Origin of the sequence: Catellatospora methionotrophica, assembly GCF_011297335.1 — a bacterium.
Lineage (GTDB): Bacteria > Actinomycetota > Actinomycetes > Mycobacteriales > Micromonosporaceae > Catellatospora > Catellatospora methionotrophica.
This window is the reverse complement of the sequence record NZ_JAAOTJ010000015.1, coordinates 190,985-206,947: the sequence shown is the minus strand read 5'-3', so window position 1 is coordinate 206,947 and position 15,963 is coordinate 190,985. Positions and strand designations below refer to the sequence as shown.

The 15,963-nt window shown below is 71.5% G+C and carries 13 protein-coding genes; 10 read left to right on the top strand and 3 right to left on the bottom strand.

Features of this window, described 5'->3' with window-relative positions:
* Window positions 1-239 precede the first annotated feature (239 nt).
* Entirely contained in the window at window positions 240-947 is a 708-nt protein-coding gene (locus HAV40_RS28005; RefSeq protein ID WP_166386406.1) for a hypothetical protein, read from the bottom strand.
* A gap of 153 nt (window positions 948-1,100) precedes the next feature.
* Here HAV40_RS28005 and HAV40_RS28000 point away from each other — a divergent pair, with 153 nt between their 5' ends.
* The 3 genes from HAV40_RS28000 (at window position 1,101) to HAV40_RS27990 (ending at window position 5,575) form a co-directional block, all read left to right on the top strand.
* Window positions 1,101-3,692 (top strand): valine--tRNA ligase, encoded by a 2,592-nt coding sequence (locus tag HAV40_RS28000; protein WP_166386451.1) that lies wholly within the window; start codon window positions 1,101-1,103, stop codon window positions 3,690-3,692.
* Between the two features lie 86 nt (window positions 3,693-3,778).
* Window positions 3,779-5,050 (top strand): bifunctional folylpolyglutamate synthase/dihydrofolate synthase, encoded by a 1,272-nt coding sequence (locus HAV40_RS27995; RefSeq protein WP_166386449.1) that lies wholly within the window; start codon window positions 3,779-3,781, stop codon window positions 5,048-5,050.
* A gap of 69 nt (window positions 5,051-5,119) precedes the next feature.
* On the top strand, window positions 5,120-5,575 hold the full coding sequence (locus HAV40_RS27990) for a DUF4233 domain-containing protein (protein ID WP_166386404.1): 456 nt from the start codon (window positions 5,120-5,122) through the stop codon (window positions 5,573-5,575).
* Here HAV40_RS27990 and HAV40_RS27985 read toward each other — a convergent pair.
* Complete coding sequence (locus tag HAV40_RS27985) at window positions 5,572-6,930, bottom strand: VOC family protein (RefSeq protein WP_166386402.1); 1,359 nt, start codon at window positions 6,928-6,930, stop codon at window positions 5,572-5,574. The genes HAV40_RS27990 and HAV40_RS27985 overlap by 4 nt on opposite strands.
* Before the next feature lie 180 nt (window positions 6,931-7,110).
* Between HAV40_RS27985 and ndk the strand changes: the two genes are divergently transcribed.
* The 5 genes from ndk to HAV40_RS27960 all read left to right on the top strand — a co-directional run bounded on the left by ndk (window position 7,111) and on the right by HAV40_RS27960 (window position 12,641).
* Complete coding sequence (gene ndk, locus HAV40_RS27980; RefSeq protein WP_166386400.1) at window positions 7,111-7,521, top strand: nucleoside-diphosphate kinase; 411 nt, start codon at window positions 7,111-7,113, stop codon at window positions 7,519-7,521.
* A gap of 21 nt (window positions 7,522-7,542) precedes the next feature.
* The gene (locus HAV40_RS27975) at window positions 7,543-8,865 is read left to right on the top strand and encodes an SWIM zinc finger family protein (RefSeq protein ID WP_166386398.1); all 1,323 of its coding nucleotides are present in this window, start codon (window positions 7,543-7,545) and stop codon (window positions 8,863-8,865) included.
* Window positions 8,862-11,336, top strand: coding sequence for a DUF7824 domain-containing protein (locus HAV40_RS27970; protein ID WP_166386396.1), 2,475 nt, complete (start codon window positions 8,862-8,864; stop codon window positions 11,334-11,336). The genes HAV40_RS27975 and HAV40_RS27970 overlap by 4 nt, the downstream gene beginning before the upstream one ends.
* A gap of 242 nt (window positions 11,337-11,578) precedes the next feature.
* On the top strand, window positions 11,579-12,133 hold the full coding sequence (locus HAV40_RS27965) for a DUF5994 family protein (protein ID WP_166386394.1): 555 nt from the start codon (window positions 11,579-11,581) through the stop codon (window positions 12,131-12,133).
* A gap of 13 nt (window positions 12,134-12,146) precedes the next feature.
* A complete protein-coding gene (locus HAV40_RS27960; protein ID WP_166386392.1) occupies window positions 12,147-12,641 on the top strand; it encodes an inorganic diphosphatase in 495 nt (164 codons plus the stop codon).
* 82 nt (window positions 12,642-12,723) lie between these two features.
* Here the strand turns inward: HAV40_RS27960 and HAV40_RS27955 are convergent, their stop codons facing one another.
* Window positions 12,724-13,371, bottom strand: coding sequence for a PASTA domain-containing protein (locus tag HAV40_RS27955; protein WP_166386390.1), 648 nt, complete (start codon window positions 13,369-13,371; stop codon window positions 12,724-12,726).
* Between the two features lie 275 nt (window positions 13,372-13,646).
* Between HAV40_RS27955 and HAV40_RS27950 the strand changes: the two genes are divergently transcribed.
* The gene (locus tag HAV40_RS27950; RefSeq protein ID WP_166386388.1) at window positions 13,647-14,777 is read left to right on the top strand and encodes a Fic family protein; all 1,131 of its coding nucleotides are present in this window, start codon (window positions 13,647-13,649) and stop codon (window positions 14,775-14,777) included.
* Window positions 14,778-14,912: 135 nt separating this feature from the next.
* Window positions 14,913-15,860, top strand: a complete 948-nt coding sequence (locus tag HAV40_RS27945; protein WP_166386386.1) for a terpene synthase family protein — start codon at window positions 14,913-14,915, stop codon at window positions 15,858-15,860.
* Window positions 15,861-15,963: the final 103 nt, after the last annotated feature.

The following is a 15,963-nucleotide window of genomic DNA, read 5'->3' as shown; positions in this document are numbered from 1 at the left end:
TGTGGGAGAGTAGGACACCGCCGGACAATATTCGCAGTTCAGGGCCCGACCAGCGATGGTCGGGCCCTGACGCGTATCACCACTTCCCCTATTCGGGCCCCCTATGCGGGGCCCTTTTTCGTGCCCGGCGAAAGCGCGATGATCGCCGTTTCGGGTCGAAAGGTGGGGTCCGGCCCCAGGTTTTGACCCGAAACAGCGATCACTGTAAGAGGGGGCGTAAGGAAAAGGCTGTGTGGCCCTCAGGAGCGGGTGAGGGTGGTGGTGCGGATGGTCGTCATCAGGGGTGCGGATTCGGCGGGCGAGCGGCCGGGGAAGAGGGCCAGGGCGAGGCTGCCGTGGTCGGCCCAGCCGCAGACCGCCATGATGCCGTCGGGGCTGTCCGCGGAGCCGCACTTGAGTACGCCGCCGAGGTCGCCGGGCTCGTACTCCTTGAGGCCGGTCACGCCACCGGTCTCGTCCTCCATCAGCTTGAGGACGGTGTCGAGTTCGCGTTCGGGGCTGAACATCGTGGTGGTGCCGCCGAAGACCATGACGCTCTTGGCGGCGCCCTCGGCCGGGTCGGTGTAGATGCCCGAGGCGGACGCGTCGAGTTCGATGTCGGCGGCCAGCGCCGTCAGCAGGTAGCCGGCGGTGTCCTTGGCCGCGGGACTGTCGTCGCGGACCATCGCGCCGATCTTCTCGGGCATGGTGAGCTTCGCGTCGTTCTGCTGGGTGATCCGGATCAGCGTGGGGCCGAGGGTTACCGCGGCGGCCACCGCCCCGGCGCCGAGCACGGCCATCGTGGTCAGCGTCCAGCGCCGGCGCTTGCTGTGCCGCGCGGCGTCGTCCTCGGCTTCCACGGGGGCAGGTCCGGGCATCATCCGCACGGCGGGACGGGCGTACTGCGGTATCTCGCCGGTGTTCGACGTACCCGCTTCCGGCCGTGCCTTCTCGTCCTGCTCCGACATGTGCCCACCTTCCGCCCGACTCGCGGAGCCTAGCAAGCAACAGCCTGCCAGCGGTGGACCCAAGCGCCAGCGGCTGAAAGACGCAGCATGTGCTCTGCGTAGACTTGGCGGGTGACCGAACTCAGCCAGCAGCCGCGCGAGCCGCGCGCCCCGTTGTCCTCCGAGCTTGCCGCCGCGTACACCCCGGGCGAGGTAGAGCAGCGGCGGTATGAGTCGTGGGTAGCCGCCGGTCACTTCGACGCCGACGCCAAGAGTGACAAGCCGCCGTTCGCGATCGTCATCCCGCCGCCGAACGTGACGGGTTCGCTGCACGTGGGCCACGCGCTGGATCACACCATTCAGGACTCGCTGATCCGCCGCAAGCGGATGCAGGGCTTCGAGGCGCTGTGGCTGCCGGGCATGGACCACGCGGGTATCGCCACCCAGAACGTGGTCGAGCGCAAGCTCGCCGCGGAAGGTCTGTCCCGTCACGACCTGGGCCGCGAGGAGTTCGTCGACCGGGTGTGGCAGTGGAAGGCCGAGTCCGGCGGCGCGATTCTGGGGCAGATGCGCCGTCTCGGTGACTCCGTCGACTGGTCGCGTGAGCGATTCACCATGGACGAGGGCCTGTCGCGGGCCGTGCAGACCATCTTCAAGAAGCTGTACGACGACGATCTGATCTACCGCGCCGAGCGCATCATCAACTGGTGCCCGCGCTGCCTGACCGCGCTGAGCGACATCGAGGTGGAGCACAGCGACGACGAGGGCGAGCTGGTCTCCATCCGGTACAGCGACGAGATCGTGGTCGCCACCACCCGCGCCGAGACGATGCTCGGTGACACCGCGGTGGCCGTGCACCCCGACGACGAGCGCTACAAGCACCTCATCGGCACCGAGGTGGAGTTGCCGCTGACCGGCCGCCGGATCCCGATCGTTGGCGACGCGCACGTCGACCCGGCGTTCGGCACCGGCTGTGTGAAGGTGACCCCGGCGCACGACCCGAACGACTTCGAGATCGGCCAGCGCCACAACCTGCCCTCGATCACGATGATGGACGAGCGGGCGATCATCACGGTGCACGGGCCGTTCCAGGGCCTGGACCGGTACGAGGCCCGCCCGGCCGTGGTCGCCGCGCTGCGTGAGCAGGGGCGGATCGTGGCCGAGAAGCGGCCGTACGTGCACGCGGTGGGCCACTGTTCGCGCTGCAAGACGACGGTGGAGCCGCGGCTGTCGCTGCAGTGGTTCGTCAACACCGGCCCGCTGGCGAAGGCGGCCGGGGACGCGGTGCGCGACGGGCGTACGAAGATCGAGCCGGCCGAGCTGTCGAAGCGTTACTTCGCCTGGGTCGACAACATGCACGACTGGTGCATCTCGCGCCAGCTGTGGTGGGGTCACCGCATCCCCGTCTGGTACGGCCCGGACGGCGAGGTCGTCTGTGTCGGCCCTGACGACGAGGTGCCGACCGGTGACGGCTGGCGGCAGGACGAGGACGTGCTCGACACGTGGTTCTCGTCGGCGCTGTGGCCGTTCTCGACGCTGGGCTGGCCCGAGCAGACCGCCGATCTGGCGAAGTTCTATCCGACCAGTGTGCTGGTCACCGGATACGACATCCTGTTCTTCTGGGTCGCCCGGATGATGATGTTCGGCCTGTACGCGATGGACGGCAGGCAGCCGTTCGAGACCGTGGCCCTGCACGGCATGGTGCGGGACCAGTACGGCAAGAAGATGTCGAAGTCGTTCGGCAACGTCGTCGACCCGCTGGACTGGATCGAGCGCTTCGGCGCGGACGCGACCCGGTTCACCCTGGCCCGGGGCGCTAACCCGGGCTCGGACGTGCCGGTCAGCGAGGAGTGGTGCCAGGGCTCGCGCAACTTCTGCAACAAGCTCTGGAACGCGACCCGGTTCGCGCTGATCAACGGCGCGCACACCGAGGGCGAGCTGCCCACCGAGCTGTCGACGATCGACCGCTGGATCCTGTCCCGGCTGCAGCACACCGTCACCGAGGTCGACGAGTACTTCGAGAACTACGAGTTCGCGAAGGTCTGCGACAGCCTGTTCCACTTCGCCTGGGACGACGTCTGCGACTGGTACGTCGAGCTGGCCAAGCCGGTGCTGACCGGTGACGACGCGGCCGCCGCCGAGCGCACCCGCCGAGTGCTGGGGCACGTGCTGGACCAGCTGCTGCGGCTGCTGCACCCGGTCATCCCGTTCGTCACCGACGAGCTGTGGTGTGCCCTGAACAAGGTAGAGGGCGACAATTCGATCATGGTCGCGGCGTGGCCGGGCGCGAACCCGGCGCTGATCGACGACGCGGCCGAGGCCGAGTTGGAGACGCTGCAGCGGGTCGTCACCGAGGTGCGCCGCTTCCGCGCTGACCAGGGTCTGAAGCCGGGTCAGCGGGTGGCCGCGTCGCTGGACGGGCTGGCCGCGGCCGGTATCGCCGCGCACGAGCCGCTGATGCGCTTCCTGGCCCGGCTGGACGTGCCCGGTGACGGCTTCACGGCCACCGGCACGGTCGCGGTCGCGGGTGGCGTGACGGTCTCCCTGGACACCCGGGGCAGCATCGACGTGGCCGCCGAGCGGGCTCGCCTGACCAAGGACCGGGCCGCCGCCGAGAAGGAGATCTCGCAGGCCACGGCGAAGCTGGGCAATGAGGGATTCCTGGCCAAGGCTCCGGAGCAGGTGGTGGCGAAGTTGCGCGAGCGGCTCGCCACGGCCGAAGCCGACGTGACTCGCATCGACGCCGCGCTCGCGCAGCTAGGGTGACATTCGTGAGCTCTTCCGCTCAAGACGGGCAGGACATTACGTACGCCGAGGTGGAGGCCGCGCTGGACCGGCGCGGCTTCACCCGGATGGTCTTCGACCTCGGTCGCATCGAGGAGCTGCTGGACGTGCTCGGCAGCCCGCAGCGGGCGTATCCGTCGATCCATCTGACCGGCACCAACGGCAAGACCTCGACCGCGCGCATGATCGACAGCCTGCTGCGCGCGCACGGGCTGCACACCGGGCGGTACACGAGCCCGCACCTGGAGACGGTGCGGGAGCGGATCAGCCTGGACGGGCAGCCGGTCGACGAGGAGCGCTTCACCGCGGTGTACGCCGAGGTCGGCCCGCTCGCGGAGCTGGTCGACGCGCGCAACGACGAGCCGCTGACCTACTTCGACATGACCACCGCGCTGGCGTTCGCGACGTTCGCCGACGCGCCGGTGGACGTGGCCGTGGTCGAGGTCGGGCTCGGCGGGGCCGAGGACGCCACGAACGTGATCCAGGCGGGCGTCGCGGTGATCACCCCGATCGGGCTGGACCACACCGAGTGGCTGGGCGACACGATCGCCGACATCGCGCTGGCCAAGTCGGGCATCGTGCATGAGGGCGCCACGCTGATCTGCGCGCTGCAGCCGGAGGAGGCGATGGGCCCGATCCTGGAGCGCTGCGCCGAGGTCGGCGCGACCGTGGCCCGCGAGGGCAGCGAGTTCGGTGTCATCGAGCGCAACCTGGCGCTGGGCGGTCAGGTGCTGACGCTGCAGGGCCTGGGCGGGGTGTACGACGAGATCTTCCTGCCGCTGCACGGCGCGCACCAGGCGCAGAACGCCGCCCTGGCGCTCGCCGCGGTGGAGGCCTTCCTGGGCGCGGGCAAGGACCGGCAGTTGGAGGTCGAGGTGGTCCGGGAGGGCTTCTCGTCCAGTTCCTCGCCGGGCCGCCTGGAGCGGGTCCGCAACGCGCCCACGGTGCTGGTCGACGCCGCGCACAACCCGCACGGCATGGCCGCGACCGTCGCCGCGCTGACCGAGGAGTTCTCGTTCCGCCGCCTGGTGGCCGTGGTCGGCATGCTCGGCGACAAGGATGCCGACGGGGTGCTGGAGCTGCTGGAGCCGGTCGTCGACGAGCTGGTCTGCACCCGCAACTCCTCGCCGCGCTCGCTGCCCGCCGAGGAGCTGGCGGAGATCGCGTACGAGATCTTCGGCGAGGACCGGGTGCACATCCATCCCGAGATGCCCGACGCGATCGAGGCCGCGGTGACGCTGGCCGAGGCGGACATCGACGCGGGCATCAGCGGCGTGGGCGTGCTGATCACCGGATCGGTGGTCACCGTCGCCGACGCCCGGAAGCTGTTCCAGCGGTGACCGGCGCAGCGCCGGTGCGGCCCGGCGAGCGGCGGGGACAGGCATGAGCGAGCGCCACGGGGAGCGGGCATGACCGAGCACAGCCACCCGAGCGAGGCCGCGGCCGGCTCGACGCCGGAAGGCCCCGCCGGGCACAAACCGGGCGAGGCGCGCGAGCGTGACCTGCAACTGAACCTGGGCGGCAAGCCCAGCGGCCTGCGCAACCCGAACCGTGCGGTGCGCGGTCTGGCCGCGGGCACGCTGGTGCTGGAAGCGCTGGTGCTGCTGCTGGCGCTGATGCCGATCTGGGTGCTGCGCCCACCGGGCGGCAGCATGGCCGCGGTGACCGTGGCGCTGATCGCCGTGGTGGTGGCGGTCGCGCTGTCGGCGACCCTGCGTTTCCCGTGGGGCTGGTGGGCGGTGTCGGCGTTCCAGGTCGTACTGCTGCTGCTGGGCTTCCTGCACTGGGCGTTCGCCGTGGTGGGCGTCGTGTTCGGGCTCACCTGGGCGTACGTGCTCCACGTGCGCCGGACCGTGTCCCGCTAGGCGCGCGCCTTCCACTCGATGACGGCGATGCCGTGGCCGTCGGGGTCCTTGAACGAGGCGGCCCACAGTTCGAGGCGCTCGCCGTGGTTGACCACGCGGGGTGCGTAGGTGAACTTGACGCCGCGCACCTTCAGCTCGCGGTAGACCGCGTCGACGTCGCCGACCTCCAGGTTGAGGTGCACGTGGCGGCGGTTGACCGGGGCCAGTTCGGGGGTCGTGCGCAGCACCAGGCGGGTGTCGCCGGAGGCCAGCACCAGGTTGCTGGGCCCTCCGTCGAGCTCGTAGAAGCCGAGCAGGTCGTGGTAGAAGGCGCGGGAGCGGTCCAGGTCGGTGACGAGCAGGGTGATGCCGACGCCCTGGATCGACCCGGCCGAGGCGGGCCGGGCGTGCGGTGACGCGACGAGCAGGTCGTCGATACCGGTCGTGGCCGCGCGCGGCAGCGCCACGGGCCCGGTGAGGGTGTCCGAGATCGCGGGAGCGGGCGGCTCCGGCACGTCCGCGAAGTCGATCACATCGATCGAGGTGAAGTCCGGCGACTCCGCGTCCATGGGGGTGCGGGGGCCGGGCACGTCGGCGGTGTACAGCTCGCCTTCCAGCACCGCGACCGGCGCGGGGTCCTGGCCCGGGTCCTCGCGGGGCGCGGCCGGGCGGGGGTGCGGGCTCGGCTGCCGGCGGGGCAGCGGCTTGTCCGGCGGCACCGCGTCCAGGTCGATCGGGTCGTCGTCGCGGAACCCCGCGTAGGTGTCGTCGGCGCCGTGCGGGCCGTCCGGGCGGGGCTGATCGTCGTAGCCGGTCCCGTCGTAGTCGCCGCCGTCGCCGTAGTGCGGGTCGTCGAAGTGCGGGTCGTCGTAGTCGTCGCCCGGATCGTGGTAGAACTCGTCGTCGCCGGCCCGTTCGAAACTCTGCTCGTACCGCTCGCCGTGGGTGCCGATCTTCTCCCACTGGATCTTGATGCGCCGCGCGTCGGCGACCGCGACCAGGGCGGGCAGCGTGTCGCCCGCGTCGGGCCACTTCAGCACCGGCACCCGCGGGTCGTTCATGACCACGGTCTGGCCGGGATGGCCGGGCGCGTCGACCAGCACCTGCATCTCGCAGCGCCCGAACTCCGCGTTCAGCGGCGGCTCGGACGCCTTCACCACGTGCACCGTGCCGACCACGTACGCCTTGTCGGCGCCGAGCATCGACGCCGTGGTCAGCAGAGCCACCCCGACGACGACCATCGCCGCGCCCACCGCGCCCAGCGGCCAGCTGCCGAGGCCCGCCGACATCGAGATGACGAACAGTCCCAGCGCGCCCAGGCAGATGGCGGTGGTGACCCGGCCGGGCCGGACCGGTTTGCGCCCTAACCGTGCCAACGCGTGCCTCCCCGAGCGCTGTGTGCACGACCACAGCGCGCCGCCTCCCCGCAACGCTGTGTCTTCAATCCATGACCTTAGGCGGGTCCGTCGATCGAGGAAAGTGCAGTTCGGTAGGCTGATGAGCCCACCTCGTGTTGCCGCAGGTGGGGACATGTGTCGCCTTCAAGGAGGAAGTTCGTGGCGGAACGTTCGCTCGTGCTGATCAAGCCGGACGCGGTGCGTCGTGGCCTGGTCGGGGAGATCATCGCGCGGTTCGAGCGCAAGGGGCTCGCCGTCGACGCGCTCGTGCTGCGCACGATGGACGCGGATCTGGCCGACGCGCACTACGCCGAGCACGTGGAGAAGGCGTTCTACCCGCCGCTCAAGGCATTCATGACCAGCGGTCCGCTGGTGGCCGCGATCATCGCGGGCGACGAGGCCATCGCGGTGATCCGCCTGCTGGTCGGCGCGACCGACGGCCGGGCCGCGGCCGCGGGCACCATCCGCGGCGACCTCTCCCTGTCCAACCGGGAGAACCTGGTGCACGCGTCCGACTCGGCCGAGTCCGCCGAGCGCGAGATCAAGCTCTGGTTCCCCGAACTGTCGTAGCCCGTCCCTACGGTGGCCGCCATGTCGGTTGCCACCTATGCGTACTCCGGACCCTCCGCGCTGACCGCGGAGGGTCTCGCGTTGCAGACGTCCGGCGGGTGCGGCACGCACCCCCGGTTCTTCGACGGGTTCATGACCACCCCGCAGACCGTCGCGATCGGCCTGCTGGCCGTCGCCGAGGTCGCCCGCGCCCGCTACCACCAGCGCGTCGACTGGGCCAGCCTCGACCCGGTGGTCACCGGCAGCGAGGACATGCTGCGCTTCGAGTCGTTCAGTGGCTGCTGCGGCGTGTACGCCCGGATGGACGTGCTGCCCTCCGGCCTGGACGGTGAGCGCCCCGAGCACGGCACCACCAACGTCGACGTCAACGTGCCGCTGCAGCTGGCGCTCGCCCGCGTCGGCGGTCTGGACCCGCTGCACCTGGCCGTGGGCCCGCAGGATCTGACCGTGTCCACGATGGACGGCAGCGTCGTCGAGCGCAAGGTGCCGCTGCCCGGCCGCTGGCTGCGCGGCTTCGCCCAGGTGCACGCGGTCACCGCGGGCATGGAGCCGCGGGTGCGGATCACCGCCGCCGCGGCCGCCGAGTTCCTGCGCCGCCTGCCCAAGGGCCGCGACACGCTGTGGGTGGTGCCCGCCGGGCAGGGCCTGCGGCTGACCGCCCGGCCCGTGGCCGGGGCGATCTGCCTGGCGGGCACGGACCGGCTCGGCGCGCTGCGCGGGCTGCTGCGGCACGCGGGCAACCTCACCGTGTACGGCCCGGCCGTGCGCCCCGGCAGCGGCCCCGTCGCCTCGGTGTGGGAACTGGAGACCCCGACCCTGCGGCTGTCGCTGACGCTGTCGCCGGAGCCGTACCGTGGCTTCTCCGGCGAGGGCGCGGTGCTGTCCGCGCTGGCCTCCGACGACGCCGCCGACGCGGCGGACCGGATCAGCGACCTGCTCGCGCTCGCGCCGACCCTCGACGCCGACGCGCTGGCCACCGCCACCGGCCTGACCGGGGCACAGGTCCGGGCCGGGCTGGCGCTGCTGGGCACGGCCGGGCGGGTCGGCTACGACGTCGCCGAGGCGACCTACTTCCACCGGGTGATGCCGTTCGGCACCGCGGCCGCCGACAAGCTCAACCCCCGCCTGGCCGGGGCGCGGGCGCTGCTGGACGCCGGTGCGGTCACCGTGTCCGGCGACGTCGCGTCGGTACGCGGGACCGAGGGGGTCTACCAGGTGCGCGTGGTCGACGGCGCACCGGCGGGATGCACCTGCCAGTGGTGGGGTAAACACCGGGGCGACCGGGGACCCTGCCGCCACCAGCTCGCGGTGCGTATCGCGGTGACCTCGGTCGTGCCCGCGTGAGGGCGGCGGGCGACGTGGAGGAGCTGCGGCGGGCCGTGGACACGGGCGACGTCGCCGCCGTCGTCGGCTGGCTGCGCCGGGCCGACGAGAAGCAGCGCCGGGCGGCGTTCGCCGACGTGGCCGCCATCGCCCGGCAGCAGCCCGACGACTGGTCCGCGTGGCGGCGGCAGGCGCAGGCCCGGGTCGTCGCACTGGTGGGCTGCGCGTCCACCGCGAAGAAGGCCGGCGTCGCGCTGAACCGAGGCCAGATGCGGTGGACGCTGCGCGAGACGCAGCCCGGTCCCGTGCTGGAGGTGCTGCGCCTGCGGGAGGTGCCCTGGGTGGGCGAGCTCGCGCGGCTGATGGCCGACCGGCTGCCCCTCGACGACGGCTGGGGCTGGTCCGGCCAGTGGCGGCTCGTGGACGCCCTGGTCCGGGAGAGCGGCTGCGCCGTGCCGACCGGTGAGGCGTTCGTGGGCGGGTGGATCGACGCCATGCGGGACGCGCCCGACGCCGACGACGCGTTGCGGGCCAGCCCGTACACGGCCGTGCTGATCCCGATGATGTTCACCCACGACGGACTCGGCCCGCGGCTGGACTATCGGTACGAGGACGACGCCCGCGGCTTCGTGCCCGCGCTGCTGCGCCTGGGTGCGGGCGACGCCACCGTGCGCGGGCAGCTCGTCGAGGGCTGCCGGTCCCGGCTGCTGCGCGGGGGCAGGCCGAGCGCGCTGCGCGCGTACACCCGGATGCACGAAGCGCTGGCGGTGCCGGGGCCGGAGGCGGCGGCCGCGGTCGGCGACTACACGCGCCTGGTGGAGTCCGGTAACTCCACGGTCGCGGCCACGGCGCTGAGGGCGTTGCGCGGCGCGGACGAGGCCGGGCTGCTGGCCTGGGACACGCTGCGCGACGTCGCGGAGATCGCCCTCGCCCGGCCGGAGAAAACGCTGGTCAAAGCGCAGACGACCTGGCTGCGGCAGGTGGCGCGGCGGCGGCCGGAGCGCGCGGCGGAAATCGCCGCGCTGCTGGCGGATCCCGTGCCGGTCGCCGCCGATCCGGTGCCCGCCGCGCTGCCGGTTCCTGTTCCCGCACCGCTGGGACCGCCACTGGGCGGCGTGGCGGAGCTGGCCGAGGAGCTGTCTGCACTGCTGGCGGGGGACCGGTCGGTGCCGACCGTGGAACGGGTGCTGGCAGCGATCGTGCACTGGCGGGCGCACGACGCGCAGGCGCTGGCGCTTGCGGTGCGCCCGCTGCTGGGCGCGGAGCAGCGCTGGTGGGGTGAGCTGGCGCAGCAGCTGCACGGGATGCTGGGCGTGGCTGCCGTCGTGGATGGACGGTCGGACCGGCGTCGGCGGCTCGACAACCTCTTCCGCGCCGATTCCGGGGTCCAGCCCAAGACGCTGCGGAAGCTGCGCGGCAACGGCTCCGGTCTGCACATGGTGCTCGCGGCCCGGCTCAACGAGATGGCGGTGCAGCTCAGCCGCCAGCCGGTGCCGCTGCTCATGGCGACGCCGACCCACGCCAACGGCCGCCTGGAGGCCGCGGAACTGCTGCGGCGGCTGGAGCAGGCCGAGCGAGACGGGTGGCAGCCATGGGCGCTGGACTTCGAGCAGGCCCTGCTGCGGCTGCCCCGCGAGGCCGATCCGCAGGTGGTGAGTGCGGCGCTGCGGCTGCGTTCACCGGCCGGTGCGACCTTCGCCCGGTGGCTCAGCGGGTCGGTGCCCGATCCGGTGTCGCTGCGGCGGCAGCAGGTCGCCACCGCCCAGCCGTCGTACTACTCCTGGCACCGCCAGCCGGCACTGCGCCGGGTGGTGGCGCTCAAGCCACCGGAGCACGCCGGTCCGCTCGCCCTGGAACTGATGACGATCGCCCGCGGCGACCAGCCGACGCTGGCGGCCGGGCACATCGAGGAGCCGCAGCTGTGGACGGCCGCATTGCCGTCGCACCGGGAGGTGGTGGCCGCTTCGGCGCTGCCGATCCTCGCCGCGAACGCCGACCTGGACCTCGATGGCGGTGGACTGCTGCTGGCCCACCTGGCGGAGTGCGGTGGGCCGGTGGGCCCGGCGGTGCACCTGGCCCTGGCGTACGGGCTGGCGGCGCGCTCCGCGGCCGACCGGATCGCTGCCGTCGACGGGCTGCTGGGCCTGGCCGCGACCGGTGATCTCGACGCGGCCGCGGTCGGACGGGAGCTGGGCGAACTGGCGGCCGCAGGCGTGCTCAAGGTGAACCGCTGCGTGTCCGCGCTCGACGAGGCCGCGCAGGCGGGTGCGGTCGCCGTGGTCTGGCAACTCGCCGTGGCGGCGCTCGTGCCGCTGGTGACGCTGGACAAGGCGCGCCCGGCGACGGCCGACCTGATGGCGCTGGCCGTCCGATGCGGCCGGGCCTGCGGTGCCGGGCAACTCCCGCCCGAGGTCACGGCGCTGGCCGGGCGCGGCGGTGCGAGCCGCCTGGTGAGCCAGGCCCGCGAACTCCAGGCGCTGGGCGGTCGGTAGGTCAGCCGAGCAGCGGTCAGGGTCATGCCATCAGCCGCAACTGCGACAGCATTCTGGCCAACAGCCGTGAGATGTGCATCTGCGTTTTCCCGCTACGCGTAAGCGGCGACTATGCGGTGCCCGCGCCTAGGCGTACGCTTGGCTTGTCGCTCAGGACCTCGGTGGCCGCGTCCGCATCAATTCTCCTACCAGGGACTCTGCCTGGGTAATCCGGGCATACGGTCCTGGACGAGGGCCCGAACATGACCACTGCATCCGGCGCAAGCGCCGACATCTCCTCCCCACGTGACGCGTCACGGCTGGTGCTCGCTGATACGCGAGCCGGCCAGGCCGTGCTGGACGGCGGGTGGTGGCCTCGCTCATGGGATGCCTCCGTGGAGGTGCCTGCTCTGGTCCTCGCGCTGGCCCAGCGCTACGGCCGGATCCGGCACGTCATGCTCAGCAGCGCCACCTGGGGTTCCGGCGACCGACGGCTGGCGGTTGGCACCGGTGCCGTCCGCATGGGCTGGTTCGCTTCCCAGAACGGTGCGCTGGCGATCGCCATCACCGATCGAGACGACCAACTCGACCTGCTCGTCGTGCCGCCCGCCGCGACTGCCGCCGCGGCCGAGACCGCGTTGGCCAGAGCGGCCGATCCGGCCAACACCATGCGCGCGCCGGACATCCTCGCAGCGGCAGCGGCGCCCGGATCCGCGAAGCGGGCCACCGGCGGCAACGGTGATCGCCGCGCGGCATGGGACAACGAAGGCGGCAGCACCGCCCCCGACGTCTCGGCCGACCTCGCCGGGGCCCGTTGAGGTGACAGCGGGCATGGTGTTCGACGTCACCGTCGAGATCCCGAAGGGGACTCGCAACAAGTACGTGATGGACCGCCGCTCCGGCCGTATCAGGCTGGATCGCACCCTGTTCACCGCCACGCAGTATCCCGCTGACTACGGCTTCGTCGAGCAGAGTCTCGGCGAGGACACCGATCCCCTCGACGCCCTGGTGCTCGTGCAGGAGCCGACCTTTCCCGGCTGCGTCATCCGGTGCCGGGCGATCGGTATGTTCCGCATGCGCGACGAGAAGGGGCCGGACCTCAAAGTGCTGTGTGTCCCCACCGCCGACCCGCGCCTGGCTCACCTGGTCGACATCACCGACCTGGAACACTTCCACAAGCTTGAGATCGAGCATTTCTTCAAGGTCTACCAGGACCTCGAACCCGGAAAGAGCGCCGACACCGAGGGCGGCGTCTGGGCGGGCCGCGCCGATGCCCAGGCAGAGGTCATGCGCTCGCAGGAGCGCTTCCGCGCGTTCGCCGGATGAACCCGCTGGACCTGCATCCGCGCAATGCGCGGATGCAGGTCCGCCTCGTATGGCGATGAGAAAGCGCCCTATTCCAGCGCGGTCAGCCCTTGCCGTTGCTGACGGAGGTGTTGGTGAGGACGATCTCGGTGTCGGCGGCGACCTTGCTGCCGGCCTTCACGGACTGCTTGACGACCTTCCAGCTGACCAGCAGCGTCAGCTGCTCGCCGTTCCCGCCGACGAACTTCACGTTGGTGAAGCCCGCGTCGGCGAGGATCTTCTCGGCGTCGGTCGCCTTCTTGCCCACCACGTTCGGCACCGCGATCAGCACCGGTCCGGCGGTCGGCGACGGCGACGGTGCGGCACTCGGCGACGCGGCGGGCGCGCTGGGGCTCGCGCCGGTGCCGGTGCCGGGGCTCGCGCTGGTGCCGGGGCTGGCCGCGGCGCTCGGGTCCGTCGCGCCGGTCGGGCTGGCCGCGGGCGGGGCCACGGTGGCGGTGGCGGCCACGGACGGCGACGCCGCCGGGTCCGCGTCCTTCTTCTGCCACCACTTCATGTACGCGAATCCGCCGCACAGCAGCAGGAGCAGGATCAGGAGCAGCAGGAGGAGCAGGAGCAGCCAGCGCTTGCGGCCGCCCTTGTCGTCGTCGTCCTTGTCGTCCGCCCCGTGTGCCGGCTGGTAGTCGCCGCCCGTGCCCTTGTCGTCGGCGGGCGGAGGGGTGGGGGTGGGGTTCTCGTCGGGGTCTGACACGTCAGGTGCCTCTCGCTATCCGATGTGTACTCGCGCAGCAGCACATATGCAAACATCGGCCATGATGGCGGTTCACGCATGTCCGGGTCACTAGGCCGCCGGTCGTGACCCTGGCACCGAACGGTCAGCCGTCGACCCAGGCTGCGGCGGGGCGGCCGGTCGGTGCCCGGCTGGCCAGGTCCGGATGCCCGGCTCGGGTGCGAGTCGATCACTGTCGGGTTCCTGCGTATACACGACGTGGCGCTACTGCGCTACAGGGCTAGTAGCATGGGAGGATGCTGTTGCAGACTCCAAAGCTGGACGCCGACGACCTACGTGTGCTGGGCGAGATCGATCAGATGCGCGCCGACTTGCAACTACAAGTCCGCGCCCGCCCCCACTGGACCGGCCAGCTCCGCCGTCAGCTCACTGCGGCGGCCATCCAGGGCTCGAACACCATCGAGAAGATCACCATTGGTATGTCCGACGCGCGCGCCGTCGTCGAGGGCCTACCGATGTCAGTGGACGTGACTGACGAGACCCAGCTGGCGATTCGCGGTTACCGCGACGCGTTGACCTACGTGCAGCAGGTTCCGCACATCGCCGACTTCGAGTACCACCGCACGCTGCTGTCCGCGCTGCACTTCATGATCACTAAATACAACATGTCGAAGTGGCCCGGCCGCTACCGCGCCGGTGGCATCTTCGTCACCGGCTCCGACCCGCTGCGGCCCGTCTACACGGGGCCCGACCCCGAGCTGGTGCCAGAGCTCATGGATGAGCTGATCGACTGGCTCAACGCGGGGGACCTGGATCAGCCTTCGCTGGTCCGGGCAGCGATGGCGCACCTCAACCTGGTGTCGATTCACCCGTGGCGCGACGGCAACGGCCGCATGTCTCGGTGCCTGCACACGCTCGTGCTCGCGCGCGACGGAGTGCTCGCGGCCGAATTCTCCTCGATCGAGGAATGGCTCGGGCACGAGATCAACACCTTGGCCTACTACCAGGCGCTGCAGAGCCGGGGTGAGATGTTCCGGCCGGAGGCCGACTGCCACACCTGGCTGCGCTTCGTGCTCTCAGCGCACCACCAGCAGGCGCAGACGGTCCAGGCTCGGGTCGACTACACGGTGGTGTTGTGGCGGGCGCTCGAAGCCGTGGCCGCCGAACGAGGGCTGCCGGAGCGGACCGTGTCGGCGCTGTACTCGGCGGCGCTGGGGGAGTTGCGGCGGGCGACGTACCAGGGGGATGAGGAGCTCAGCCGGGATCAGGCCATCCGGGACGTGCAGGCGCTGGTGCGCAACGGGCTGGTGAAGGCGAAGGGCAACGCGGTCACGCGGGTGTACCTGATCGACGGTGTGGCGCGGGACGCGCACCTGGCGGCGATGGACGCGGTACGCAAGCCGATGCGGGAGCCGTACCGGCGCTGAGGTGGCACGCCAGGGGGATTGACATCGATCTTCGTCGCTTATGTAATGGATCGTGAACTCATCGTGACGGGACGGTCGCCGCTGTGCGGAACCGTTCACGCCCCCGTGCCCCGCCTCCCGGAACGGAGGACCGCCGTGTTCGCGATCCCCCCGGTCGACTGCCCGCTGACCTCGCGCATGTCGCCGCACGTGGCGCTCGCCGAGCAGGACCTCACCGGCTGGGCCCGCAAGTGCGGCCTGATCAGCGACGGGCACGGACAGAACTGGCTGGCCGGTGAGGCGTACGCCGGACATGCGGGCCGGATCTTCCCGGACGCGCGACCGGACGACCTCGCCCTGCTGGCGATGATCTTCGCCTGGTTCTACCTGGTCGACGACGTCTGCGACGGCACCGCCCACCCGGAGCCGCCCCGGCTGCGCCGCTTCGTCACCGAGCTGCTGGCCCTGCTGCACGGCTCGGACCGGCCGACGGAGGTCTTCGCGGGCACGGTGCGGCTGATGCTCACCGAGATCTGGGCCGCGCTGTGCGAGCGCATGCCCGACGCCTGGCAGCGGCGCTTCGTGGACGCGGTCGCGGTGCACCTCGACGGGGTGATCACCGAGGCGGAGAACAAGGCCGCCGGGCACCTGCCGGGTGTCGGCGAGTACGTCCAGCTGCGCCGGGCGGCGTCCGCGGCGGAGATCTCGCACCTGCTCACCGAGCTGGCCACGGGCACCCACCTGCCGGACGCGATCTACCACCACCCGACGTTGCGGGAGGTGCGGCTGGCCGGGACGGACCTGCTGTCCTGGTTCAACGACCTCTACTCACTGGACCGCGACATCGCGACCGCAGGCGGGCACAACCTGGTGCTGGCGATCTCCCACGAGCGCGAGCTGTCGATCGAGGCGTCGGTGCAGGAGGCCGTGGAGATGTGGCAGCAGCGCATGGACGGCTTCACCCCGCTGCGGGCCCGGGTGCCGTCCTTCGGCACGCAGTTCGATCCGGCGGTGCACGCGCACCTCGACGGGGTCGCCGGTTCGGTGCGGGGCACCCTGGACTGGACGGTCGTCAGCGGCCGCTACCGGGGCGACGCGAGGTAGAGCCGGCGTGACCCGGTGGGGCGACTCACCCGAAACCCGGTGGACGGTCCGGGCGGTCACAGCGGTAACCTGGACCGCACAGGCATCGACCCGGCCATCACCG

Excerpts from the sequence above, each read along its gene's own strand:
- HAV40_RS27990 (WP_166386404.1), top strand. The coding sequence starts at position 5,120 with ATGACCGAGCACAGCCACCCGAGCGAGGCCGCGGCCGGCTCGACGCCG.
- HAV40_RS27950 (WP_166386388.1), top strand. The coding sequence starts at position 13,647 with ATGCTGTTGCAGACTCCAAAGCTGGACGCCGACGACCTACGTGTGCTG.
- HAV40_RS27975 (WP_166386398.1), top strand. The coding sequence starts at position 7,543 with ATGTCGGTTGCCACCTATGCGTACTCCGGACCCTCCGCGCTGACCGCG.
- HAV40_RS27965 (WP_166386394.1), top strand. The coding sequence starts at position 11,579 with ATGACCACTGCATCCGGCGCAAGCGCCGACATCTCCTCCCCACGTGAC.
- HAV40_RS28005 (WP_166386406.1), bottom strand. The coding sequence starts at position 947 with ATGTCGGAGCAGGACGAGAAGGCACGGCCGGAAGCGGGTACGTCGAAC.
- HAV40_RS27995 (WP_166386449.1), top strand. The coding sequence starts at position 3,779 with ATGGTCTTCGACCTCGGTCGCATCGAGGAGCTGCTGGACGTGCTCGGC.
- HAV40_RS27960 (WP_166386392.1), top strand. The coding sequence starts at position 12,147 with ATGGTGTTCGACGTCACCGTCGAGATCCCGAAGGGGACTCGCAACAAG.